The 23444-nt window shown below is 69.3% G+C and carries 22 protein-coding genes; 6 read left to right on the forward strand and 16 right to left on the reverse strand.

Annotated features, from left to right (window positions below; translation table 11 throughout):
• Positions 1–76: 76 nt before the first annotated feature.
• A complete protein-coding gene (locus tag IF46_RS0112885) occupies positions 77–298 on the reverse strand; it encodes a DUF397 domain-containing protein (RefSeq protein ID WP_030488558.1) in 222 nt (73 codons plus the stop codon).
• Positions 295–1158 carry a helix-turn-helix domain-containing protein gene (locus IF46_RS0112890; RefSeq protein ID WP_030488559.1) on the reverse strand — a complete coding sequence of 288 codons (864 nt, stop codon included), beginning with the start codon at positions 1156–1158 and terminating at the stop codon, positions 295–297. The genes IF46_RS0112885 and IF46_RS0112890 overlap by 4 nt, the downstream gene beginning before the upstream one ends.
• A 440-nt stretch (positions 1159–1598) precedes the next feature.
• Between IF46_RS0112890 and IF46_RS0112895 the strand changes: the two genes are divergently transcribed.
• Together IF46_RS0112895 and IF46_RS0112900 are read left to right on the forward strand one after the other, a co-directional pair.
• Positions 1599–1856, forward strand: a complete 258-nt coding sequence (locus tag IF46_RS0112895) for a hypothetical protein (protein WP_030488560.1) — start codon at positions 1599–1601, stop codon at positions 1854–1856.
• Between the two features lie 77 nt (positions 1857–1933).
• Positions 1934–2188, forward strand: a complete 255-nt coding sequence (locus IF46_RS0112900) for a hypothetical protein (protein WP_084597894.1) — start codon at positions 1934–1936, stop codon at positions 2186–2188.
• Between the two features lie 27 nt (positions 2189–2215).
• On the opposite strand, the gene IF46_RS0112905 is transcribed toward IF46_RS0112900, so the two are convergent.
• The 4 genes from IF46_RS0112905 to IF46_RS0112920 all read right to left on the reverse strand — a co-directional run bounded on the left by IF46_RS0112905 (position 2216) and on the right by IF46_RS0112920 (position 7236).
• Positions 2216–3892: an extracellular solute-binding protein gene (locus IF46_RS0112905; protein ID WP_030488562.1), complete on the reverse strand. Its 1677-nt coding sequence runs from the start codon at positions 3890–3892 to the stop codon at positions 2216–2218.
• 25 nt (positions 3893–3917) lie between these two features.
• Complete coding sequence (locus IF46_RS0112910; protein ID WP_084597889.1) at positions 3918–4859, reverse strand: carbohydrate ABC transporter permease; 942 nt, start codon at positions 4857–4859, stop codon at positions 3918–3920.
• On the reverse strand, positions 4856–5869 hold the full coding sequence (locus IF46_RS0112915; RefSeq protein WP_084597895.1) for an ABC transporter permease: 1014 nt from the start codon (positions 5867–5869) through the stop codon (positions 4856–4858). Before IF46_RS0112915 ends, IF46_RS0112910 begins: the two co-directional genes overlap by 4 nt.
• Before the next feature lie 200 nt (positions 5870–6069).
• Positions 6070–7236 carry an ROK family transcriptional regulator gene (locus IF46_RS0112920; protein ID WP_030488565.1) on the reverse strand — a complete coding sequence of 389 codons (1167 nt, stop codon included), beginning with the start codon at positions 7234–7236 and terminating at the stop codon, positions 6070–6072.
• A 111-nt stretch (positions 7237–7347) separates the two neighbouring features.
• On the opposite strand from IF46_RS0112920, the gene IF46_RS0112925 reads away from it, so the two are divergent.
• The 3 genes from IF46_RS0112925 (at position 7348) to IF46_RS0112935 (ending at position 12362) form a co-directional block, all read left to right on the forward strand.
• Positions 7348–9462 (forward strand): alpha-galactosidase, encoded by a 2115-nt coding sequence (locus IF46_RS0112925; RefSeq protein ID WP_030488566.1) that lies wholly within the window; start codon positions 7348–7350, stop codon positions 9460–9462.
• Complete coding sequence (locus IF46_RS0112930) at positions 9462–11888, forward strand: glycosyl hydrolase family 95 catalytic domain-containing protein (RefSeq protein ID WP_051723884.1); 2427 nt, start codon at positions 9462–9464, stop codon at positions 11886–11888. Before IF46_RS0112925 ends, IF46_RS0112930 begins: the two co-directional genes overlap by 1 nt.
• Positions 11889–12041: 153 nt before the next feature.
• Positions 12042–12362, forward strand: coding sequence for a DMT family transporter (locus IF46_RS0112935; protein WP_030488568.1), 321 nt, complete (start codon positions 12042–12044; stop codon positions 12360–12362).
• Positions 12363–12416: 54 nt separating this feature from the next.
• On the opposite strand, the gene IF46_RS0112940 is transcribed toward IF46_RS0112935, so the two are convergent.
• Positions 12417–13775 (reverse strand): cellulase family glycosylhydrolase, encoded by a 1359-nt coding sequence (locus tag IF46_RS0112940; protein ID WP_030488569.1) that lies wholly within the window; start codon positions 13773–13775, stop codon positions 12417–12419.
• Positions 13776–14149: 374 nt separating this feature from the next.
• On the opposite strand from IF46_RS0112940, the gene IF46_RS0112945 reads away from it, so the two are divergent.
• The gene (locus IF46_RS0112945) at positions 14150–15112 is read left to right on the forward strand and encodes a TIGR03557 family F420-dependent LLM class oxidoreductase (protein WP_030488570.1); all 963 of its coding nucleotides are present in this window, start codon (positions 14150–14152) and stop codon (positions 15110–15112) included.
• Between the two features lie 184 nt (positions 15113–15296).
• Here the strand turns inward: IF46_RS0112945 and IF46_RS34375 are convergent, their stop codons facing one another.
• The 9 genes from IF46_RS34375 to IF46_RS0112995 all read right to left on the reverse strand — a co-directional run bounded on the left by IF46_RS34375 (position 15297) and on the right by IF46_RS0112995 (position 23302).
• Positions 15297–16460: a hypothetical protein gene (locus tag IF46_RS34375; RefSeq protein ID WP_030488571.1), complete on the reverse strand. Its 1164-nt coding sequence runs from the start codon at positions 16458–16460 to the stop codon at positions 15297–15299.
• On the reverse strand, positions 16457–16981 hold the full coding sequence (locus IF46_RS0112960) for a SigE family RNA polymerase sigma factor (protein WP_030488572.1): 525 nt from the start codon (positions 16979–16981) through the stop codon (positions 16457–16459). The genes IF46_RS34375 and IF46_RS0112960 overlap by 4 nt, the downstream gene beginning before the upstream one ends.
• Positions 16982–17073: 92 nt before the next feature.
• Positions 17074–17892, reverse strand: a complete 819-nt coding sequence (locus IF46_RS33265) for a hypothetical protein (RefSeq protein WP_051723878.1) — start codon at positions 17890–17892, stop codon at positions 17074–17076.
• A gap of 125 nt (positions 17893–18017) precedes the next feature.
• Positions 18018–18821, reverse strand: a complete 804-nt coding sequence (locus tag IF46_RS0112970; protein ID WP_030488573.1) for an endonuclease/exonuclease/phosphatase family protein — start codon at positions 18819–18821, stop codon at positions 18018–18020.
• A gap of 11 nt (positions 18822–18832) precedes the next feature.
• The gene (locus IF46_RS0112975; RefSeq protein WP_030488574.1) at positions 18833–20323 is read right to left on the reverse strand and encodes a phosphatase PAP2 family protein; all 1491 of its coding nucleotides are present in this window, start codon (positions 20321–20323) and stop codon (positions 18833–18835) included.
• Positions 20324–20392: 69 nt separating this feature from the next.
• Positions 20393–21394, reverse strand: coding sequence for a YihY/virulence factor BrkB family protein (locus IF46_RS0112980; RefSeq protein WP_030488575.1), 1002 nt, complete (start codon positions 21392–21394; stop codon positions 20393–20395).
• The gene (locus IF46_RS0112985; protein ID WP_030488576.1) at positions 21387–22391 is read right to left on the reverse strand and encodes a diacylglycerol/lipid kinase family protein; all 1005 of its coding nucleotides are present in this window, start codon (positions 22389–22391) and stop codon (positions 21387–21389) included. Before IF46_RS0112985 ends, IF46_RS0112980 begins: the two co-directional genes overlap by 8 nt.
• Before the next feature lie 93 nt (positions 22392–22484).
• Entirely contained in the window at positions 22485–23066 is a 582-nt protein-coding gene (locus IF46_RS0112990; RefSeq protein WP_030488577.1) for a Clp protease N-terminal domain-containing protein, read from the reverse strand.
• On the reverse strand, positions 23066–23302 hold the full coding sequence (locus tag IF46_RS0112995) for an HTH domain-containing protein (RefSeq protein ID WP_030488578.1): 237 nt from the start codon (positions 23300–23302) through the stop codon (positions 23066–23068). Before IF46_RS0112995 ends, IF46_RS0112990 begins: the two co-directional genes overlap by 1 nt.
• Positions 23303–23444 lie beyond the last annotated feature (142 nt).

Below are 23444 nucleotides of genomic sequence, written 5' to 3' on the forward strand. Positions count from 1 at the left end.
GCTGATCGACTCGGGTTCATGCAAACCGGGGCATCACCCCGACTGGGACACCCCGACTTCCTTGAACCCGAGTCGATCACACTGCGGAGCGCGCGAAGTCGCCGTCCTTGATGCCACCGACGAACGCCGTCCACCCTTCGGCGGTGTAGACGATCGTCGCGGCGTCGCGCGCCTTGCTGTGTCGGACGGCGACCCGGCCGGAGCCGTCCAGGATCGGCCCCGCCTCGACACAACTCCCACCGTTGCTGTCGCTCTTGGTGCTGATGTGCCACGCGACCTTGGGCAGATTCTCGTTCATGCCAGCTCCTCTGCGATGGTCCTCATCAGTGCGGTCGACTCATCCTCGCTGAGTGCGGACTTCGACAAACGATCGTACGCGCGCAGAAAGCGTGCAGCTTTTGGCGACTCCAGGTAGAGCCGACCTCCGAGAGATTCTACGTAAGCCACAGCCGGGTAAGGCTCAGGAAGATGGAAGATCCAGAACGTGCCATCCAGCCCTTGGTGGAGGGCGACCGAGGCAGGCATCACCTGGATGTGCACATGGGGCAGACGCTGAAGCATTATCAGGTGTTCGAGCTGGTGCCGAAGAACCTCGGCACCGCCGACACGGCGACGCAGGACGGATTCGTCAATGACAGTATTGATCGTGATCGGACGGCCATTGGCAAGCACTTCCTGACGCGCGAGCCGTAGCTCGACCCAGCGGTTGATCGTCGACTCCGGAACCTCTGGCTCAGCCGCATTGCGGATTACAGCCTCGGCGTAGGCGCGGGTCTGGAGCAGCCCCGGCACGAGAGTCATGTGAAAGCAGCACACCTTGTCGGCGCGGCTTTCCAGCCAGGGGTATTCGATGAAGGACGAGTCGACGACGTCGCCGTAGTCCTCGTCCCACCGGTCGGTGCGCCAGACCTCCTCGGCCAGCGCCAGCAGGCGAGCCCGCTCGGCCGCGTTGTGGAAGCCGTAGAGGTCGAGCAGCGCGATGACATCTCCCTTGCGAATGGGCCAGTCTGCCCGCTCGTAGCGACCGAGCGCCGACATGTCACGTTGCAGGTGCTCGGAGACGAGTTTCAGGGTCATCCCCCGCTCTTCCCGCAGTGCCCGTAGCTGCTGGCCAAGCCACTGCGCGCGCAGCGTTCGAATGAAGGGCTTGTGCGGCATGATCCACCTCTCGAAAAGTTGACGAGACCCGCGAAGGAACCATTGCTCCAGTTCGAGCCCACTGGAAATGTGGCCTTCGGGTAAGGGTGATCACCGACCCCCGGGGACGCCCGGTGCAAGCGCAGTAACCGCGGCTGTGCCAACAGCCGAGAAGGTGACGAGAGACGGCCTCGCGGGTGGCAGCCGCATACCGGATCTCGTCGGGTCTCCACATGGAGCCGCGTCACGTACGCGCTCCGGCTCCGACCGACTTGCTGAATACCTATCACGGGAGCAGGGGTCTTCGCGACCCTGACCTACCCCGAATCGACACCATTCACCGGCAGCCCGGTGCGCCGTACTCGCCGAATGAGGCTGCGGTCGCCGGGCGGGGCGGCCCTGCCCGGAATTCCCCCTTCGGCAGCGGGGCCGCCCCATCCAATAACCACAGGAGGCGACCGATGACCCGAGGCACCATCTACGGCGGCACCTTGTCACCGCGGCTGCATCCGAGCCTCGTCCGTGACCGCCAATTCGCCGCCGCCGGCTTCGGCCGTCGCGGCGTCGACCCCCAGGAGGTACGCCGCTTCCTGCACCGGGTCGCGTTGGAGCTGGCCACGCTGCACAAGGACGTGGAGCGGTTGACCAACGAGAACATCCGGATCAAGCGAGCGCTGCGTGACTGGCAGAGCGCCCAGGCCAACCGGCATCAGCGGTGAACCCGGAGCCGGTCTTCGCCGCACTGCCCCTGGCCGCTGTCGAAGCCATGACGGGAGAGGATCGCGTTCCAGGCTTTGTGGTTCACCTACCCGTGGCGATCGCCGACCTGGACGAGGCGCTGCGCTTCGCGTACACGCTGGCCCGGTCGCTGGCGATGATTGCGGGGGTCGAGCCCGCCGGCACCACCGTCTCCGCCGAGGACGCTCAGCACCTACGACACTGGGTGTTCTGTGACCGGATCATGCCGGATCGCCGCCGCTGCGCGCACCGGGCCGACCACGACGGGCCCTGCTCTGCACCGAATGAGCGAGCGCCCAGCCGGCCCGGGTAGGCCGGCTGGGCGCCGTTGGTACGGGTACTACTTGCCGGACTTGTGCTTGTCGTACGCCTGCTGGTTCAGCTCCAGGTACCGCTTGAGGCCGACACCGTCAAGGCCCTTCACCCAGGCGTCCCACTCGGTGTCGATGTTCTTCGACCCGGTGATGAAGGCGAGCTGCCCCTGGGTGACGTAGCTGTCGAGGTTGGTCTTCATCGTCGCCAGCTCATTGACGACGCTCGAATCCACCCAGACGGACTCCTCGGGGTAGATCTTCGCCTTGTCCTCGCGGCCCTCGTACAGCTTCGTCGCCTCGAAGAGACGCCGCTCGTAGCCCTCTTCGGAGTAGATGTCCTTCGGCACCACCTGCGCGTTGCGGAACGCGGTGTTGAAGTTGTACGTCGCCATGGCGGCCCAGCGGACGTTCTTCGGGACCTCGGCCTCGGGCTTCGACTTGTACATCGGCGTGGTGTTCGCGTCGAGCGCGACGTCGCCGGGGGCGGGCTTCACCCACCAGACGTTCTCCGGCCCCGACCAGGTCTCGAGCTTTCCGGCGTCGGTGAACATGTGGTCCAGCAGCTTGATCGCCGCAATCCGCCCCTCCTTGCTGGCCTTGTTGGTCAGCAGGAAGGAGTAACCGGTCGAGGTCGGCTCGCTGAGCGCGGTGTAGCTCTTGCCGGTCGGGCCGGTGAGCGGCGGCACGGCGTCGTACTGCTTGTCCCGTCCGTCCTTCGAGCCCAGCGTGACGAAGATGCCGGGGTGCAGGACGGGCGACGAGCCGATCTGGACGCCCTTGGGGTTGTTGCCGATGGCCTGCAGCGCGTCGCCGGGCTGGGTGAACGAGCCGGGATCGATCAGGCCTTCCTTGTAGAGGGAGTTGATGTACCGCAGGCCGTCGCGCCACTCCGGCTTGTCGACCGGCGTGGTCACCTTGTCCCCGTCGAGCGTCAGCAGGCCGCGGACCGCGGGGGTGGCACCGACCGGGGCGTAGGCGAAGCCACCCATCAGGTACCCGATCAGGTTGCTGTTGCGCAGATCGGTGGTCATCGGGATCTCGTCGGCCTTGCCGTTGCGGTTCGGGTCCTGCGTCTTGAATGCTCGCAGGACGGTCCGCAGATCCTCGGTGGTCTTCGGCTGCTGCAACCCGAGGTTCTTCAGCCAGGTGCTGTTGATCCAGAGCTTGTCCGGGTAGGAGCAGTGGTAGCAGTCGGCTGCCTGCGGCAGGGCGTAGATGTGCCCGTCGGGCGCGACCGACATCTCCCGGAAAATCTTGTTCGAGTCCAGGAGTTTCTGGACGTTCGGCGCGTGCTCCTTGATCAGGTCTTCCAGCGGCACCGCGACGCCCTGCTTGCCCAGCTTCTGGACCTCGACCTTGCTGAAGGCGTCGACGTACGGGATCAGCATGAACAGATCCGGGTAGTCGCCACTGGCGAGCGAGATCTGGCGCTTCTCCTTCGACGCCGCCGCGTCCATCGAGGAGGTCTGGAACTTAAACTGGATCTTGAACTTGTCGCTCATCGCCTTCGTGGCGAGGTTCGTGTTCAGGTCCGTGTCCTGATCCTGCTGGGCGAAGACATCCAGGATGACCTTGCCGTCCGGACCGAACTCGGCCTTGGGGGCTTCGCCCTTACTGCCGTTCGAGGAGGAGCACCCGGCCACCGTGAGCGCCGCGGCGGCCGTGAATGCGATGACTATTTTTCCAACCGAGCGTGGATTCATGGTCCCTTCCAATTGTTAGTAGCCACTAACCCTTGACAGCCCCGACCATCACGCCCTTGGTGAAGTGGCGCGCGACGAAGGGGTAGATCAGCAGTACGGGCAGGCTCGAGACGACGATGAGGGCGTACTTGAGCACGTTCGCGAGCTGTTGCTGCTCAAGCTGTTGCGCCAGGTTCGTGGAGCCGCCGTTGGACTGGTTCAAGATGAGCAGTTCACGGAGCACGATCTGCAGCGGAAAGAGGTCTGGGTCCTTGAGGTAGACCAGAGCGTCGAAGTAGGAGTTCCACTGGAAGATCGTGTACATCAGGATCAGGACGGCGAGCAGCGGCTTCGACAGCGGCAGCACGACCGACCTGAGGAATCGCAGCTCGCTCGCGCCGTCCAGCGTCGCCGCCTCGTACAGCTCATCCGGGATCGAGTGCGCGAAGAAGGTCCGCGCGATGATCACCTGCCAGACGCCGATCGCGTTGGGTATCAGCAAGGCCCAGCGGGTGTCCAGCATGCCCAGGTCCTGCACGACCATGTAGGTGGGGATCAAGCCACCCGAGAAGAGCATCGTGAAGATCAGGAAGGTCATCAGCACGTTGCGCCCGAAGAACGCCTTCCGGGACAGCGGATAGGCGATCGCCACGGTCAGCGTGACGCTGATCAGCGTCCCGAAAATCGCGTAGATCAGCGAGTTGTAGTAACCCGTCAGCACCTTCGGGTTGCTGAACGCGACCTCGTATGCCTTCAGCGAGAACTCCACCGGCCAGAACGACACCCGGCCTTCGTTGACCGCAGCGACGCTACTGAACGAGCTGGCGACGATATAGATCAACGGCAACAACACAAGCGCCAGGAGTACGGCGAGCATGAGCGTGATGACCACCAGGAAGATGCGATCCCCGAAGGGCTCCCGGACCTTCTTGGCGTCCGCCCGCTTGACCTGCGGCTTGGGCAGCTTCGACATCGACAGAGCGCTCATCGCCAGAGTCCGTTCCCAGTGATCCGCTTGGCGGCGAAGTTGACCACCAGCAGCAGGCAGAGGTTGACCACGGAGTTGAACAGGCCGACCGCGGTCGCCATGCTGAAGTCCGCATTGATCAGCCCGGTCTTGTAGACGTAGGTCGGGATGATCTCGGAGTTCGCCAGGTTCAGATCGTTTTGCAACAGGTATGCCTTCTCGAACCCGATCGCCATCATGTTGCCCACGCCGAGGATCAGGACGATCACGGCGGTCGGCATGATCCCCGGTAGGTCGACGTGCCGGATCCGCTGCAATCGGCTGGCGCCGTCGATCTTGGCTGACTCGTGCAGCGCCGGATCGATGCCGGCGAGCGCGGCCATGTAGATGACGGCGGAGTAGCCGGCGGTCTGCCAGACGTCGGACCAGACGTAGATGTGCCGGAAGTAGTCCGGATCGCCGAGGAAGTTGACCGGCTCGACTCCGAACAGCCCGAGCCCGTCACCGACGATGCCGAGGCGGGGCGACAGGACGAGGACCGTCATGGACACCACCACGACGGTCGAGATGAAGTACGGCGCGTAGGTGACCATCTGCACGGTGCGCTTGAACCAACCGTTGCCGATCTCGTTCAGCGCGATGGCCAAGATGATCGGGATCGGGAAGCTCGCCAGAACCAGATAGAACGCCAGGATGAAGGTGTTCTTCAGCAGCACCGGAAAGACCGGGTTGCTGAAGAACAACTCGAAGTTGCGCAGCCCGACCCATTCGCTGCCCCAGGGGCCGGCGAGGATGTTGTAGTCCTTGAACGCGATGACCGCGTTGCCGATCGGCACGTACTTGAAGATGACGAAGTACGCCACCGGCACGATGATCAGCAGGTACAGCTGCCATTGCAGCCGCCAGGATCGCTTGGCCTCGGCCCAACGGCTGCGTCGGTTGCGCGGTGGCGCGGTGCGCCGTCGCAGGCCCCGCCGCGGTTGCCCCGCCTCGCGGACCGCCGGGATCAGGGGAGGTGCGTCGATGGCCATCAGGGCCACCGCAGGTCGACGACGCCCGGCACCGAGGCACCCGCACCGACCCCGACCGGGGGGCCGGATCGGACGTTGCCCGCTTGCCGAACCGAGAGGCCACACTGCTCACCGGGGGTACGGGACGGCAACCTCATATTCACCTCCTACTGGTCGGGGTGGTGCAACACGTGGCTCACGACGGAACGGCGGCGGATCGGTCAGGGCACGACGAGCGTCTGAATGCTCACCGCAGCCGCTCCGCGAGCCCACTCCTCGAACGGCAACGGGCGGATCGACAGCGGGCATTCGGCGGCTACACCGAATGCCTGGCGTTCAAAACCCGCTCGGATGTGCGTTTCGAGCAGGTCGTAGGCGGCCAGGCCCTCGCCGGACACGACGATGCGGGCCGGGCCGACCAGGTTCGCGACGGCGGCGATGCCGCAGCCGATCGCATTGCCGGCACGGGCGAAGACAGCGCGGACCGCCTCGTCGCCGTCTCGGGCCAGGGCGATGGCACCCTCGATGGTGATGTCGGGTCGACCGACCGCCTCCCGCACCTGCCGCACGATGGCATCGGTGCCGGCGATCGCCTCGACGCAGCCCCGGCCACCGCAGTGGCAGGTCGGGCCGGTCGCGTCGACGCTGATGTGGCCGATTTCGCCGGCCACGCCGTTCGAACCGGACAACAGTCGACCATGGACGACCAGGCCGCAGCCGATGCCGGTGCCCACGGTGACGAGCGCGAAGGACTCGGCACCCACGCCCTCACCGAACCAGTGCTCGGCAGCCGTCAGGGCCTTCACGTCGTTCTCGACGGTGACCGCGAGGCCGGTGAGCTCTTCGGCGAGCTGGCGCAGCGGCACGTTGCGCCACTGAAGAAACGGTGAGTACCGGACGAGGCCGGTCGTGCGGTCCACGTCGCCCGAGATCGCCAGACCGAGCCGGCGGGTCCGGGCCCGGTACCCGGCGGGGGCGTCGATCAGCCCTTCGACGAGCTGGCCGAGTTCGGCGAGGACCGCCTCCACGCCGGTGTCGGTCAACCGTCGACGGGCCGTGGCGCGCACCCCCGCCCGGAGGTCGCAGACAACGCCGATCAGCTCGTCAGAGGTGATCTTCACCCCGATGAAGAACTCGCGGTCGGCCCGGACGGCCAGCGGAGTGGCAGGGCGGCCGGCTCCGGGGCCGGTCCGTTCGGTCGCGGCCAACTCGTACAGGTAGCCCATGTCGATGAGCGGACGTGCGGCCTTGGTGACGGCCGCCGAGGAGAGTCCAAGTCGGTCGGCAAGGCTGACCCGGCTCAGCGGCCCGTCGGTCAGCACCGCGGTGAAAACCGCAGTGGCCGCAGGGGTGCTGGCAAGGGCATCCGTGCCGGTCGCTGGAAACATGGTGGAAACGTAGACTCAATATTTAACTTCGTCAAGTATTGATTTTGCCCGAATCCTGACCCTACGCTCGGCGTCACTCATCGGCTCGTCACACCATCCCCCGAGGACTCGATGTCATCCGTGCAGTTCGATCCCGACCACTCCCTATGGCTGCTTCAAGGCCTGACAAGCGCGTATGCCATCCGGCTCAGCGAGGAAGAGACAGTACGACACGTCCACTGGGGACCCACACTGTCACTGGCCGAGGCGGCACTGTTACCCGAGCGCCTGTCGCCCGCGGCGAGCAGCTTCGAGGAAGCCGCCGGCCAGGAGGAACTGCCGGTAGAGGGGGGTGCCCGGTTCGGGCCACCCAGCATGCTGGTGCGCTTCGCCGACGGCACGCGCGCGGTGCAGTGGCGCTACGACACCCATGACATCAACGGTGGGCACCTGCGCATCCACCTGCACGACCGGCACTATCCGCTGCGGCTGACCCTGCACTACCGGGTGCACGCCGACAGCGACGTGATCGAACGGTGGACGACCGTCGAGAACCGCGACGATAGCGCCCCGGTCACGCTGCTGCGCTGTGACTCCGCGGCCTGGACCGCGCCGCAGCTGTCGAACTACCGGATGAGCCATCTGGTCGGCGCCTGGAACAGCGAGTTTCAACTGCGCCGCAGCGATGTTCCGGTGGCCGAGACGGTCTTCACCAGCAGGCGCGGCATGACGAGCCACCACGCCAACCCGTGGCTTGCCATCGACGACGGCACCGCCGACGAGCAGGGCGGCGAGGTCTGGAGCAGCGCGCTGGCCTGGAGCGGCAGCTGGCGGGTCACCGTCCACCGCGACCCCGTCGGGCGTACGACCTGGACCGGCGGCTTCGGCCACGAGGGCCTCACCTGGTCCCTCGCCCCGGGCGAGACGCTGGACACCCCGGTGTTCGCGGGCCTCTACTCGACGGGCGGCTTCGGCGCGGCCAGCCGCGCCTGGCACGAGTACATCCGCCGCCACGTCCTGTCCCACCCCGACGAGACGCGACCGGTCCTCTACAACTCCTGGGAGGCGACCGGCTTCGACGTCGACGAGGCCGGTCAGATCGCGCTGGCCGCCCGCGCCGCCAGCCTCGGCATCGAGCTGTTCGTGATGGACGACGGCTGGTTCGGCGCCCGCGTCAGCGACCAGGCCGGCCTCGGCGACTGGACACCCAACCCGACCCGCTTCCCCAACGGGCTCCGGCCGCTCGCGGCAGAGGTGCGTCGCCTCGGTATGCGCTTCGGGCTCTGGGTCGAGCCGGAGATGGTGAATCCCGACAGCGACCTCTATCGGGCACACCCGGACTGGGTGCTGCACATGGCCAACCGCAGCTCCACCGAGATGCGCAACCAACTGGTCCTCAATCTGGCTCGGCCGGACACCGCCGAGTGGACGCACAACTGGCTCGACCGGCTGGTCCGCGACCATGACATCGACTTCCTCAAGTGGGATGCCAACCGTCCGCACACCGAGGCCGGGTGGCCCGGTCACGGCGACCCCGACCGGCTCTGGATCGCACACACGCAGGCGATCTACCGGATCATGGACCGGCTGCGGGCCGACCATCCCGGGCTGCGCATCGAGGCCTGCGCCGGCGGCGGTGGGCGGGTCGACCTCGGCGTCCTGGCCCGAACCGACCAGGTCTGGACGTCCGACAACACCGACCCGATCGACCGCATCGCCATCCAAGAGGGCTTCAGCAACCTCTACCCGGCCCAGGTCATGAGCGCCTGGGTCACCGACAGCCCGAACGTGGCCACCGCCCGGCAGACGCCACTTCGCTTCCGCTTCCACGTCGCCATGGCCGGAGCCCTCGGCATCGGCGGTGACCTGACGACGTGGACCACGGAGGAGCTGAAGGAGGCGACTGAGCTGATCGCGGCGTACAAGCGCATCCGACCGACCGTCCAGCACGGCACGGCGTACCGGCTGCGCGGTAGTGGTTCGCTCAGCGCCGTGCAGTACGCCAGCGACGACGAGCACGTCGTGCTCGCCTGGTGCCCGTCGCGGCCGTACGGCCACGGACCGGGCCCGCTCCGGCTGGTCGCGGTGCAGCCCGACGCGTCGTACCGGGACCGCGACACCGGGCGGACCTACCCGGGGTCGTTCCTGTTGGGTCACGGGCTGCCCCTCGATCTGCCGGCTGGCGACTACGCCAGCGTCCTCGTCCACCTGGAGCGGGCTCCCGACCAGCACCTGGAGCAGTGGTGATGCAGCAATCCCCCAACGACCTCGTACTGGCCTGGCCGCAGCCAGCGTCGAGCTGGTTCGAGGCGGCTCCGGTCGGCAACGGTCGACTCGGCGCCATGGTGTTCGGCGGCATCGGTCGCAGCCAGTGGCAGGTCAACGACGCCACCCTGTGGTCGGGGACGCCGGACGGCCCCGCCGAGGGCCTCGCCGATGTCATCGCTGGCGGTGCCGGCCCCACCCGGCTCGCCGAGGTGCGCCAGGCCATCCTCGACGAGGACTACCGGCGGGCCGAAACGCTGATCACGTCGTTCGAGGGCCCGTACAGCCAGGAGTACCTACCCTTCGTCGACCTGTGGATGGCACTGGTCGCCGGCGCGGACGCCACGTACGGCGGCCGGACCCTGAACCTCGACACCGGCGTGGTCGACGAGGCGATCGACCTCGGCGACGGACGACGCCTGACCCGGCGCACCTGGGCCAGCCGGCCCGCGCGAGCGTTGTGCATCTCGGTGAGCGTCGACGGCGGCACCGCTGACCTGCGCCTCGGGCTCACCTCGCCGCTGCCGGTCGCGCACCACGGCATCAACGAGTCGGGGATCGACCTGACCATCCGGGTGCCCGTCGACGGAGCGCCGCTGCACGAAGCGAACGTGGCCGAGCCGCTGCGCTACGCCGAGCCAGACGCCGCTGACGAGCCGCTCGCGGTGGCGGTCGTACGCGTCGACACCGACGGTGTGGTGACCGTGGACGACGGCGAATGGTCGGTGCGGGGCATGACGTACGCCGTCGTGACGCTGGGCAGCTCCACCAGCTCGGGCGCGCACTGGGCCGGAGCCACGCCCGGCAGCCACCGGCAGCAGACCCAGGCTGCGGCACGAGACGCCGAATCGGCGCTCGCCACTGGAGCGGACGAGCTGCTGCGCGCGCACGAGCAGGACCTCGGCACGCTGCTGGCGTCCACCCGCCTGACCGTCGGCGACCGCCCCTCCGGGACGATCGACGTCGCCACCGACATCCTCGGCGACGCCGACGAGGCGCTGGTGGCGACCGTGATCTTCCAGCTTGGCCGCTACCTGCTCGCCTCGGCCTCCCGCCCGGGTGGCCCACCGGCCAACCTCCAGGGCATCTGGAACGACCAGCTACGCCCGCCGTGGTCCTCCAACTACACGATCAACATCAACACCCAGATGAACTACTGGGGCGTCGAGGCAGCCGGGTTGAGCGAGTGCCACCACCCGCTGTTCCACCTCATCGAACGGCTGTCGCAGACCGGGGCGGCGGTGAGCCGCGACCTGTACGGCGCGCGGGGCTGGGTCGCCCACCACAACACCGACCTGTGGGGCTGGGCGCTGCCCGTCGGCATGGGTCGCGGCGCACCCTCCTGGGCGATCTGGATGATGGGCGGTGTCTGGCTGACTCAGCATGTGTGGGATCACTTCGACTTCACCCAGGACACCGACTTCCTCCGGGACCGGGGCTGGCCGCTGCTGCGTGGCTGCGCCGAGTTCTGCCTGGACTGGCTGGTCGACGTCGGGACCGGCTGGCGGGAGACCATCCCCTCGACATCGCCGGAGAACTCGTTCATCTCACGCGCGCAGACCGCCGAGGCGCTGTCGTACTCGACCGCCATGGACGTCGCCCTGATCCGGGCCCTGTTCACCAAATGCCTCGCGGCGGCGGACATCCTCGGCCTCGACGACGACCCGGTCTGCCAGGAGATCCGCGACGCTCTGCCGCGGCTGCGTCCGACCACGCTCACCCAGGACGGCCGCCTTCGCGAGTGGGTCGACGATCACCCCGAGCAGGACCCTCTGCACCGGCACATGTCACAGCTGGTCGGCCTCTACCCGCTCGACCAGATCAGCCCGGAGCAGACACCCGAACTCGCCGCAGCCGCGGCACGGGTCCTCGACGCGAAGGGCCCCGGCGCGTTCGGCTGGCCCTGGGCCTGGAAGATCGCCCTGCGGGCCCGGCTGGCCGACGGCGAGACGGCCCGGGACCTGCTGCGCGAAGCCACCCGCCCGTTCGGCCGCGATCCGCTGGAGCCCCCGGCGATCAACCCCGACCCGTTCGACCCCACCCAGTGGGGTGGGCTCCTGCCCAACCTCCTCAGCTCCGGCCCGCCGTTCCAGATCGACGGCAACTACGGGCTGATGGCCGCGATCCTCGAGCTGGTGGTGCAGAGCCACGGTGGCGTCATCCACGCGCTGCCGGCAGTGCCCGAGGCATGGCCCGACGGATCACTGCACGGCGTCCACTGCCGCGGGGGTTGGATCGTCGACCTCGCCTGGCGCGGGGGACAACTGGAGTGGCTGACCGTACGCGACCGTCGCGGCGACCAGTCGCGCACGGCACGGATCCGCTGTGGTGGCCAGACCGTCGAGGTGGCCGTGCCGAAGGGCCAGGAGGTCCGCTTCGGCCCTGATCTGAGCGAGGTCGAATCCTGAAGCTCTGCCCCCCGTCGGCGCTGTGGCTCGCACCGGGCCGAAAAGGTGCCCGGAGCGCCTTTGAAGCCGGATGCCGAGTGGTGCCCCCGGCCGGAGAGTCGGCGCTAGCCTGGGCTTCGATGACGTCCACCGAGCATTCAGGACTGAGGGCGCATGGCGTACGTGCTGCTGGGGATCGCCATCCTCGCCGAGGTGGTGGCCACCAGCCTGATCAAGAGCACCTCCGGATTCAGTCGCCTCTGGCCCACCCTCGCGTGCCTCGGCGGCTACGCGCTGGCGTTCCTCCTGCTGGCCCAGGCCGTCAAGGAGATACCGGTCGGTGTGGCGTACGCCCTCTGGTCGGGTCTGGGCACCGCGGCCATCGTGGCGATCGGGGCGGTCTTCCTCGGTGAGTCGGTGGGGCTCGCCAAGCTCACCGGCATCGCGTTGATCATCGCCGGGGTGGTCATCGTGAACCTGGCCGGAGAGCACTGACAGGTACGGATTGCGGTGGTCGGGTCCGTTGCGGACCCGACCACCGTCCGGCTTTCAGCTCGCCGTGCAGCTCACAACCGGCAGGGTGTTGGTGCCGGTCCAGCTGCCGAGGAAGCCGAAGCTGGTGCTGGCACCGGCGGCCAGCCGCCCGTTGTAGTCCACGTTGCGCGCGGTGATCGTGGTGCCGCTGCTGGTGAGGGCCACGTTCCAGGACTGGGTGACACTCTGGCCGTTGGCGAAGGTCCAGCCGGTGGCCCAGCCGGTGATCGCCTTCGCGCCGGCGGTCACCCGTACCTCACCCTGGAAGCCACCCTGCCACTGATTGGTCACCGTGTACGTCGCCGTGCAACCACCGGCGGGCGGGGGCGTCGTCGGCGGCGGCGTGGTGGGTGGAGGCGTGGTGGGCGGAGGCGTGGTCGGCGGTGGGGTGCCACCGAAGACGCTGGCCTCGCGGGCGGTCTGCCGGATGCCGTTGACGCCGTTGAAGAGGCGCTGCCCCCAGGTGGTCAGGCTCGCCGGGTTGAAGTTGGTGGCCAGGTCGAGATACTCGACGCCGCCGCCGTTGCCGCTCCACGACCAGCCCAGCCAGCCGATCCCGTTGGCCTGGCTGTACGCGAGGATGGTGTCCTCGTCCGGATTGCCATCGGAGTGGTCGAAGCCGAACTCACCGACCACGATCGGCAGCCCGGCCGTGCGGAACCGGCCCAGATAATCGCTGATCTCCGCGGCGGTGTCGAACACGCCGTACATGTGCACCGAGAAGACCGTGTTGCGCGCCGGGTCGGCCGCGAAGACCGACGCGGCGTTGTCGCGCATGGTGAACGACCAGTCCTGCCCCCAGTTCGGCGCGTCGACCATGATCGTGTGGGTCAACCCGCCGGCACGCAGGCGCTTGATCGCATTGGCGTTGTCGGTGGCCCACGAGGCGTAGTTCTGGTTGCCGTACGGCTCGTTGCCGATGTTGACGATGACGTACCGCTCCTGGCCGGAGAGGACGTCGAGGCTCAGCCAGTAGTCGACGGCGCGGGCGAGGGTGATCGCGCCGCTCTGCTCGCCGTACCCGGTGGTGTCGTGCACCTCCAGCACACAGATCAACCGGTTGGCCTTGCAGAGCGAGATGACGTTGGCGACGTCGGCGTTGGTGTTGCGGGTCCACCGGTCGCCGCTGGAGAGCACCACCCGCACGGTGTTCGCGCCGAGCGCCTTGACGTCGGCGAACGAGCTGGTCTGCTGCGGGTACCAGGTGTGCGCGTGGTTGACGCCGCGCATGATGAATTCGGTGCCGTTGGCGTCGTACAACTTGCCGTCGGCGACGGAGAAACCGGCCGCGGCGTGCGCCGGCTGGCCGAACGCCAGCACGACGACGAGCAACGCGAGCACTGTCGCGCCGACGGCGGAGAGTCGAGTCTTCATGGCCTTCCTCAGGGAGGACCCCCGATGCCCGACAGGGGTGGGACGTGACAGGGGAAGGCGGCTGCAGCCCGGCAGCCGCGCCCGACTCCCGGCGCACGCATCAGCGTAGGGCGATGGAATGGCCCTCGCAACCGGTTCAGTTGACGGGCCCGCAGCCCGGACAGCCGCAACGGCCCACGCGGACGCGGGCCGTCACGGGGCGGTCATCCCCACCACAGGATGTGCGCCACACCCGGCTCTTAACCGGTTAAGAGCGACGGTAGGCAGGCGGCCGGGATCCGTCAAGCACTGCGACAGCCGAACCGGACGGGAGGGTTGACCGCCGTGCACCGGGGTATCCCGGGAACGATCCGTCAGCGAGAGGGGATACCAGGATGGTCAGCGTCGGCTACACCCTGATGAGCGAGCAGGCCGGGCCCAAGCAGCTGGTGGACCATGCGGTACGGGCCGAGGCGGCTGGCTTCGACCAACTGGTGATCTCCGATCACTACTACCCCTGGCTGGACTCCCAGGGCCACTCCCCGTACGCCTGGTCGGTGCTCGGCGCGGTCGCCCACGCCACCTCCCACGCGCAGCTGATGTCTTTCGTGACCTGCCCGATCCGCCGCTACCACCCGGCCGTGGTCGCCCAGAAGGCCAGCACGATCGGGGCGCTCTCGGACGGCCGGTTCACCCTCGGCCTGGGGGCCGGGGAGAACCTGAACGAGCACGTGGTCGGCGGCTGGCCGCACGTCCAGCAGCGGCACGAGATGTTCGAGGAGGCGTTGCAGATCATCCGGCCGTTGCTCAACGGGGAGACGCTCACCTTCTCCGGCAACCACTTCGACGTGCCCGACGCCTACGTCTGGGATCGCCCGGAACGGCCGGTGCCGATGGCCGTCGCCGCGTCCGGTCGGCAGTCCGCGACGCTGGCCGCCGAGTACGGCAACGGCGTCATCTCCACCGAACCCGACCGGCACCTCATCGAGATGTACGACGACGCCGGAGGTGCCGGCCAGCCCCGCTACGGCCAGGTGGCCATCTGTTACGGCCCCGACGAGGCGGAGTGCCGCAAGATCGTGCACGACCAGTTCCGCTGGTTCGGGATGGGCTGGAAGGTCAACGCCGACCTGCCCGGCCCGGAGTCCTTCGCCGCCGCCACCCAGTTCGTCCGGGAGGAGGACGTCGCGGAGGGCATCTCCTGCGGTCCGGATCTGGACGCGCACGTCGAGGCGTTCCGCAAGTTCGTCGACGCTGGCTTCACCCACGTGGCGATCGTCCAGGTCGGTGGGGAGACCCAGCCGATGTTCCTCGACTGGGCGCAGGAGCAACTGCTGCCCCGGCTACGCCAGCTGTGAACGCGGGAAGGTAGACATCATGCGCTTCGGTAACACGGAGATCCGGCCGCTCGGCGGTGGCCTCGGCTGCCTCCTGATGATCCTCTTCTCGATCCTCGCCTCGGTGGTGCTCACCGTGCTGCTCAACCTCGTGCTCTGAGTCGGAGGTCCGGTGGCCGACCCGACGCCGGGTCGGCCACCGTGTTCACCGCTGGAGCGGACGCCAGGACGCCAGGTCGTTCCAGCCGTCGACCAGACGTATCGAGGCGGCCATGTCCAGGCCGCCGTTGCGGCCACCCACCGCGCTCGCGCCGGCCGGACTCTCCGTCGAGACCTCGGTGACACACCCCGCGCAGCCGGGCACCTGCGCCACCCGGAACACGCCGATGCCCGTGGCATCGCTCATCACCGACCCGACGCGGCCCGCCACCATCACGCGGGACTTCTCGAAGTCGCTCCCGTCACCGGCGAAGATCCCGTTGCTGACGCCGATGCTGAGATCCTGACGGGGGCCCGGCCCGCCCGTGCGGTAATGGACGTCGACGTTCAGCCACTGCCCGTCGTACGTCCGCACTTCGATGCCCTTGAGCGTGGCGCCGGCCGGTAGGGCGGTCGGCGCGAACGGCACGCTGACTCGCTGGGTCTCCCACACCAGCCCCGCCGCGATCTGGCGGCCGAACTCCTCGGGATCGTCGACCTTCGACATGCTGATCGACATCCAGCCGTCCGGGGCGTACTGCCAGGAGAGCAGCGCCTCGTCGCCATCCCTGTAGAGGTAGGCCGAGTGCCCGTCGACCGCTGCCACCGGTGCGCCGGGCAGGGCGACCGGCGGTGGCGGGCCGTCCAGCTCGCTGCGCTGCCGCTGGTTGGCGAAGAGATCCACCCCGCGAGCCCCGAGCCGCACGGTCACCGACCGGCCCACACCCATGATCGGCCCTGGCTCCACCGGCCTGCCGGGGCTGATCGCCTCGGGGACGCTCGCGTCCACCGCCAGGACCTTGACATCCGTCCGGTACGACTGATCGACCGCCTCGGCCGCCACCGAACCGAGCCGGAACAGCCTCAGCGTTGGGTCGAAGGCCTCCGGTGCCACCGTGGGCGGTCCGGTCGGGGCGGTGGTGGACGACGGCGGCGGCGGCTCGTCCGCCGGCGACGGGCCCACCGACGGCCGGACACCGGCCAGCAGGGCGGCCGAGCCGAGCAACGCCAACACCGTGCCCACGACCCCGACCAGGGTCATCTGTCGGTGTCGGCGGACCGTCCGTTCGCCGTCGGCCAACGCCCTTTCCAGCGAAATGCCATCGCCGGGCAGGTCGTCGGCCGCGCGCGCGAACAGGCTCCGCAGGTACGTCTCCTCCTGGTCGATCATCGGGCCGTCTCCTTCGACTCCGCGTCCCGCGGCAACTGCCGGCGCAGCGCGGTCAGCCCCCGCGCGGTCTGACTCTTGACGTTTCCGGTGGAGCAACCGAGCACCTCGGCGGTCTGCTCGACGCTCAGATCGGCGTAGAACCGGAGCACCAGGACCACCCGTTGGCCGGGTGGCACCGCCGCCAACGCGGCGCGCACCGCCACCGCGTTGACGGCATCGTCATCCGGTCCGGCCGGCGCACCGCGGGGCACCGGCTCGGGCGTGCGATCGAACAGTTGCACGCCCCACCAGCGGGACCGCCGCTCCTGTCTGAACGCGTTGATCAGCATTCGATGGACGTACGCCCCGACGTTGTCGGCCTGCCGTACCCGGGGCCATTTCACGAAGAGCTGGGTGAGCGTCTGCTGCACCACGTCGTCGGCCCGGTGCCGGTCACCGGTCAACAGATAGGCGGTACGTCGCAGCTTCTCCGTCACTCCGGTAACGAACTCCACGTACTCGTGCCGTTGTGCGGCATGCATCAACCACTCCCGTTCCGGATCCCGATGCTGTCACCGTATGGATGGACCCGGCCGGGGATCAGGTTGCACGCGCACCCATCGATTTGGCGCGGTCAGCGGCGCAGGCCGAGGGCCGTGAACACCTCGCGGGAGGCAGCCCGAGCCGGATCGAGCACCGAGCGGCGGATCCAGCGGGCCGTCCGCGACACGGTGGCCCGCCACGCCGCCCGGACACCTCGCGCCACCGGCAGGACGGTCACCGACCAGACCCACCACAGGCCGTGCAGCAGCGGTCGGACGGTGTGCCGCCACAACCAGTGCAGCCCTCGCCCGAGCGGGCGCAGCAGTAGTCGGTAGAGCAGTCGCAGCACCCGGCCGGCCGTCCGCCACGCGCCGACCAGCGCGGCCACGATCAGCCGACCGACGGGCGTGAGCACCTCGCCCAACCATCGCAGCGGCCACAGGAGCAGGTGCTCGGCGAGCCAGATCAGCACGCGCCCCAGCACGACGAGGGCCGGACGCAGCCCACGACGGGCCAACCAGACCAGCGCGGGCCAGATCAGGGTGCGGGCGACCCACACCAACGGGATCCACAGCAGGTGCCGGACGCACCAGACCAGCGGCGCCCAGACCAGCCGGTGCAGCGCCCAGGCCAGCGGGGCCAGCAGCCAGCGGACCAGGAACCGGCTAGCCGGAGTGAGCAGGTGCCGGTGCAGCAGCCGGCCGGCAGCCGCGATCAGCTCCCAGAGCAGGCGTACCGGCAGCACCACGACCAGCGCCACGCCGCGCGCGACGGCCGCGACGAGCGGAAGCGCGGCGGCGGCCGGCTCAGTCGTGTTCGTGGCCGGCGGTTCGAGGGCCGAGCGCGCCGCCTCCGACGCGGCCAGGTCGACCGGCGGCCTGGGCAGCGCGAGGCGGGCACGTTCGGTCACAGCGGGCACAGTAACCGTCCCGTGCCAGCCCCGCCCCCGCGATCTTGCACTTACTGCCCAGACGTAAGGGGCATCACGGCGACCGAAGCTGCAAGATCGCGGGGGCGGGGGGGTAGGGGTTGCGTTCAGGACAGGTCTAGCTCGGTGAGCAGGGGGTAGTGGTCGGAGGCTGTGTCTGCCGTGCCGCCTCTGATCACCCGGCAATTCCGGACCCGTTCGGCCAGCGCTGAAGTGGCCAGCAGGTAGTCCAGCCGCATCCCGGCGAACTCGGCTCCGCCCAGCCGGGTGGGCACGGTGTGGCCGGCGGCCTCCGGCAGGTCTACATTGCCCGCCGGCCAGAGGTCGACGAAGCCCGCGGCGAGCAGCCGGGCGATCGCCCGGGTGTCCACGTCGCCGCCGGAGCGCCGCAGGTGCCGCCGCCGGTAGAGGGCGGGCATGCCGGCCAGCCGGGCGGTGTGGTCGACGGTCGGGTCGAGCGAGTTGAGGTCACCGGTGATCAGCGTCAGCGGCCCCTGGTGGCGGCGTGCCGCGGCGACCAGCCAGTCGGCCTCCATCCGCCGCCGCCCCCCGGAGTACGGATAGAGGTGGGTGCCGAGCACGGTGAACGGGCCGGCGGACGTTGCCACCACGACGCGGGCGGCGGCATGGTGGAAGGGCCGACGCACCGCCCCCGCGTCGACGACCCGGTACGGCGGCCGGACCAGCACCGCCACCGGCTGCCCGAAGCAGGACCGGGCCAGGTGCGGCGTCATCCCCAGCCGGCCCGCCACGGTGGCCATCAGCCCGTCGCGGTCGAAGCCGCGCAGCTCCTGCAGGGCCAGCACGTCCGGTGCCTGCTCGTCGACGACCTGGACGACCTGATCCAGCCGATCCGGGCCACCGCGATCCCGGCCGCCGGTGCGGATGTTCCAGGTCATCACCCGCAGCACGACGGCCGCGCCTAGTCGGCTCGGCCGGCCCGCGCCAGCTCGTCGTCGAGGGTGTCCACGTCCTCCGACTCGATGGCCGGTCGGTTGCCTTCCGTCAGGTCCGCGTTCGGTCGGATCACCAGGTAGAGCAGCCCGATCCAGAGCGCCGAGAGCAGGATCGCGCCCATGAAGTCGGTCGGGTGGTGCATTCCCCGGTACATCCGCGAGGTGGCCACCCCGACCGGCATGAGCACGGCCAGCGCCACGAAGATCCAACGCCACCACCGGTCGGTACGCGGGAACACGATGAGGGTGATCGCCAGCCAGACGCAGATCGTGGCCGCGATGTGCCCGGACGGGAACGACGAGGTGGGCATCTGCCCGTCGAGGTTCTCCACCGGCGGACGCGGCCGGTCGATCGCGCGGGCCGACGCGAGGAAGAGGGTTAGCTCACCCACCATCGCCAGCGCCACGAAGAGCACCGGCCGCCAGCGCCGCCACACCGCCAGCACCAGCGGGCAGAACACCAGCGAGATCAACAGAATGGCGTGGGTGTCGCCGAACTTGCTCCACCACCAGCTGACCTCGGTCAGCACCTCGGTGTGCCGCTCGGCGAACCAGCGCGGCACCTCGGTGTCGAGGGTGTCGAAGAAGGTGCCCTTGGCGTGGTAGCTGACGTACGTGCCGAAGCCGTAGAGCGCCCCGAAGACGAGCACCCAGCCGACCAGCAGCTCGGCCACCGCCGAGCGGGGGTGGGCCAACACGTGCTCCTCGGCCGGGGCGGGGGCGATGTCGTGCCCCGCCTCCGGCTCCAGGCCCTCGGTCAACGGCGCCACCGGCCTGCCCCGCTCCCGCCGCCACAGCCGGAAGGCGTACGCGGTGACGCCCAGCCAGGCGGCCCCGAGCAGCCAGGCGGCCAACACGTCGGAGACGAAGTGCACGCCCAGCGCGATCCGGGTCAGGCCGACCAGTGCCACCAGCACACCGACGCAGGCGATGGCCGGCTTGCGCCAGCGGGGCGCCATCGCCGGCAGGAACACCAGCAGCAGCGCTCCATAGGCGACGAATGAGCCGAGAGCGTGCCCGCTCGGGAAGCTGTTGCCGGGGGCACTGGCGATCGGCACGTCCACGACCGGGCGAAGCCGGCCGACAAGCGTCTTCAGTGACGGGTCGAGGATCAGACCACCGACCCCCGTGATGATCAGGTAGACGGCGAGTCGGGGCTGACGCCGGATCAGCAGCCCGATGACGGCGATGGTGACCAGCCAGATGAGGATCGGCCGGCCGCCCAGGTCGGTCACCGCCTGGAGCACGGTGACAAGCGCGTGGTGCGGGGCGACGAGCCCGTTGAACCACTCGGCGAGCGCGTGGTCAGCCTCCTGCAGGGGGCTCCACCGCACCCGGACGAGCAACAACAGCAGCCCGAAGGCCACCCCGGCGCCGGTGACGGCCACCAGACCGGCGATGCTCCGTTCGGCGAAATGACCGATCGGACGCCGCGCCACCTCTTTGACCCCGGTCACCCCGCACCTCCCTTGTCGTCTCTGGCGAGGCGCATTACCCGATCCGCGGCCGTCGTACACGCCGGTGCGCTAGAGCGCTGACATGTCCCCGGTGTCGTACAGCTCAGCGCGGTCCGGGTCGGGCTCCCACAGATCCGGTTGGGCAGGCTCCTGCACACCGATGCGCAGCGCCTCCAGTTGAGCCGCGAAGGCCAGCCCACCGAAGAGCGCCATCCCGGTCAGGTTGGCCCAGAGCAGCAGCGCCATCATCCCGGTCAACGCGCCGTAGGTCTGCCCGAAACCGTCACTGAACCGCACGTACGCGGCGAGCAGGAGGCTGGCCAACCACCACAGCGCCGTGGCGATGCCGGCGCCGAAGAGCAACCAGGACAGGCCGGGCTGGTTGCGGCGCGGCGCGTGCCGGAAGAGCACGGCGACGGCAACAACGGTCAGCCCGAGGCTCAACGGGAAGCGGACCACGTCCCAGATGCCGTTGGCGAGCGCACCCCACTCGTAGTGTTTGCGGACCGAGTCGCCCATCGCGCCGCCGCCGACCAGGATCAGGAAGCCGGCGAGCGCGGGCAGACCGGCGGTGACGGCCAGCACTGCGGCGCGCAGGTATTTGCGCAGCGCCGGGCGGTCCCGCTCGACGCCGTAGATGCGGTTGGCGCCCCGCTCGATCTGGGCCATCGTGGTGGTCAGCGCGAACAGGCCGGTGAGCAGACCGAGGGTGAGTGCCAGCTCCCCCGCGTCCTCGACGCGTTCTCCCTCGCCGAGTAGCTCGGCGACCATCTGCGCGCTCTGCCCGGGGGTGAGCGCCAGGACGGTGTCGGCGACCACCTGGCCGCCCTCCTCGACGCCCAACTCACTGATCAGGCCGGTGAGGGCGATCATGAACGGCACCACGGCCAGGCAGAGTTGCAGCGCGAACGCACGGGCGTGGCTGAAGCCGTCGCCGTAGCGGAACCGGATGAACGCGTCCCGCAGCAGGTGCCAGCCGCCCTGTCGGCGCAGTGTGTGCCAGGCATCGTCGGCGGACAACTCCTCGTCGGCCATCAGCCGGGTCTCGGGAACGATCCGGGTGCTACTCACGGCGCGCGTCCTCGATCAGCTGCTCGCCCCGCTTCCCGGCGCTCCGCGCATCATCGGCCAGGTCGGGGGCGTCCTCGGGTTGGGGGACACAGAGCCAGAGCGCCTCCGGCCGGATGTCCGCCCGCAGCTCGCGACCCGGGGAGATGAGGTCGCCGTCCAACTCACGGGGCTGAGGCCGGTTGCTGGTGACCACCACCCGTCGGGCCCGGAACACCTCCATCTGCGGCACCTGGCCGTTGCGACGGATCACCGCCCAGCCGAGCGCGAGCCAGTGCCGCAGGTTGCGCGGGGTGAGTACGGCGACGTCGAGCCAGCCATCGTCCGGCTCGGCCTCGGTCAGCAGGGTCACGCCGCCTTGGAGCCGGCCGACGTTGGCGATCAGCACCGAACGGGCCCGGCGGCGCACCGGCGGCCGGTCGTCGATGCGGATCTGCACCCGCATCGGCCGGTCCCGTAGGTGACGGGCAGCGCCCACCACGTACGCCGGCCAACCGATGCGGGCCTTGGTGGTCTCATTGGTGGCCTCGAGCATCTTGGCGTCGAAGCCCATGCCGGCCATCACGGTGAAGTATTGGTCCTCGACGGCGCCGACGTCGAGCAGCCGTCGACCGCGTTCGATGGCGACCTGCAAGCCGGCGGCCAGGTCGGTGGAGAGCCCCAGGTTGGCGGCGAGCAGGTTGCCGGTGCCCTGCGGCAGCACGGCCAGCGCCACGTCGGTGCCGACCAGCGCGCTGACGCAGGACATCACGGTGCCGTCGCCGCCGCAGGCGAAGACCAGGTCGACGCCGGCCTTGACAGCCTGCTCGGTCTGGCCGCGGCCCGGGTCGTCGGCGGTGGTCTCGTACCACTGCGGCGCGGGCCAGCCTGCCGCGGCGAGGGCGTCGTTAACGATCCGGCGCAGCTCGTCGAGATCGTCGACCTTCACCGGGTTGACCACCACGGCGGAGCGCAACCCGCCGTCGCCGCCTGCGGGCCGCCTGTCCTGTCCAGCATCCACGGCGCCAGTGTGCAGCACCCGGACGGCTTCAGCGACCCGACGAGCAGCCCGCGTCGGAAGTGCCACAGACAGGTTTCAAGATGCCCGCACCTGTCAGGCCGCCTGCGCCCGCAGTGCCAGCTCGACCCGTCGACGCAGATCATCGAGGTCGATGCCCGACTCGGTGAGCACCAGCGCCCCCAGCCCGTGGCCCTCGCGGAGCACCCCGAGCAGGATGTGCTCGGTGCCGATGTGGCGGTGGCGCAGGCGCAGTGCCTCCCGCAGGGACAGCTCCAACACCTTCTTCGACCGGGGCGAGAACGGGCCGCCGAGGTAGCGCTTGCGCCCCCAGCGGCGGCGCGGCGCCGGCACCGCCTCACGCAGCGCGTCCGGGCCGAAGGACTGCTCGATGCGGGCCACGATCGCGGCCAGGTCGATGCCGATCTCCCGCAGGGCCGCCGCGTCCGCGTCGCCGAGACCGGCGCCGCCGCTGGCGGTGTACCGGCGGACGCGTTCACGCAGGTCGTCGGCGCGCACCCCGGCGTCGGCGAGCACCCGGCTGGCCAGGCCGGCGTCGTCGGCGAGCAGGGCGAGCAGCAGGTGCTCGGTGCCGACCGGCCGTTGGCCCTCGACCCGTGCCTCCTCCAGCGCCCGGCGCACCGCGTCGCGCGCCCGGTCGGTGAACCGTTCGAACATCACGCCTCCCAGGATGAGTGGACCGCCGGTCGCCCGGCGTGCTTCTTGTGCACTGCCTGCCGACTAACCTCGAGCGCGTCGGCAATCTCCTGCCAGGACCAGCCCTGTCGCCGGGCGTTGTCCACCTGGACCACCTCAAGCCGCTCAAGCAGCCGGCGCAGCGCGCGGACGGCGCGCAGCCCGACCCGAGGGTCGGTGCTGCCGGCTGCCGCCGCGAGTTCTGTCGCCTGACTCATGCCGTCAACATACGTTGACAACACTCCCCTGTCAACCCTGGTTGACGAAAGGTGGCCGCAGCCGATCCGACCCGCCGCCGTGTCCATCCGACTACCCTCGGTCAGGGAAGAGCTTGGTCGTGCCGGGCGCGACGCCCGGGAG

The organism is Micromonospora chokoriensis, assembly GCF_000718555.1.
Lineage (GTDB): Bacteria > Actinomycetota > Actinomycetes > Mycobacteriales > Micromonosporaceae > Micromonospora > Micromonospora chokoriensis_B.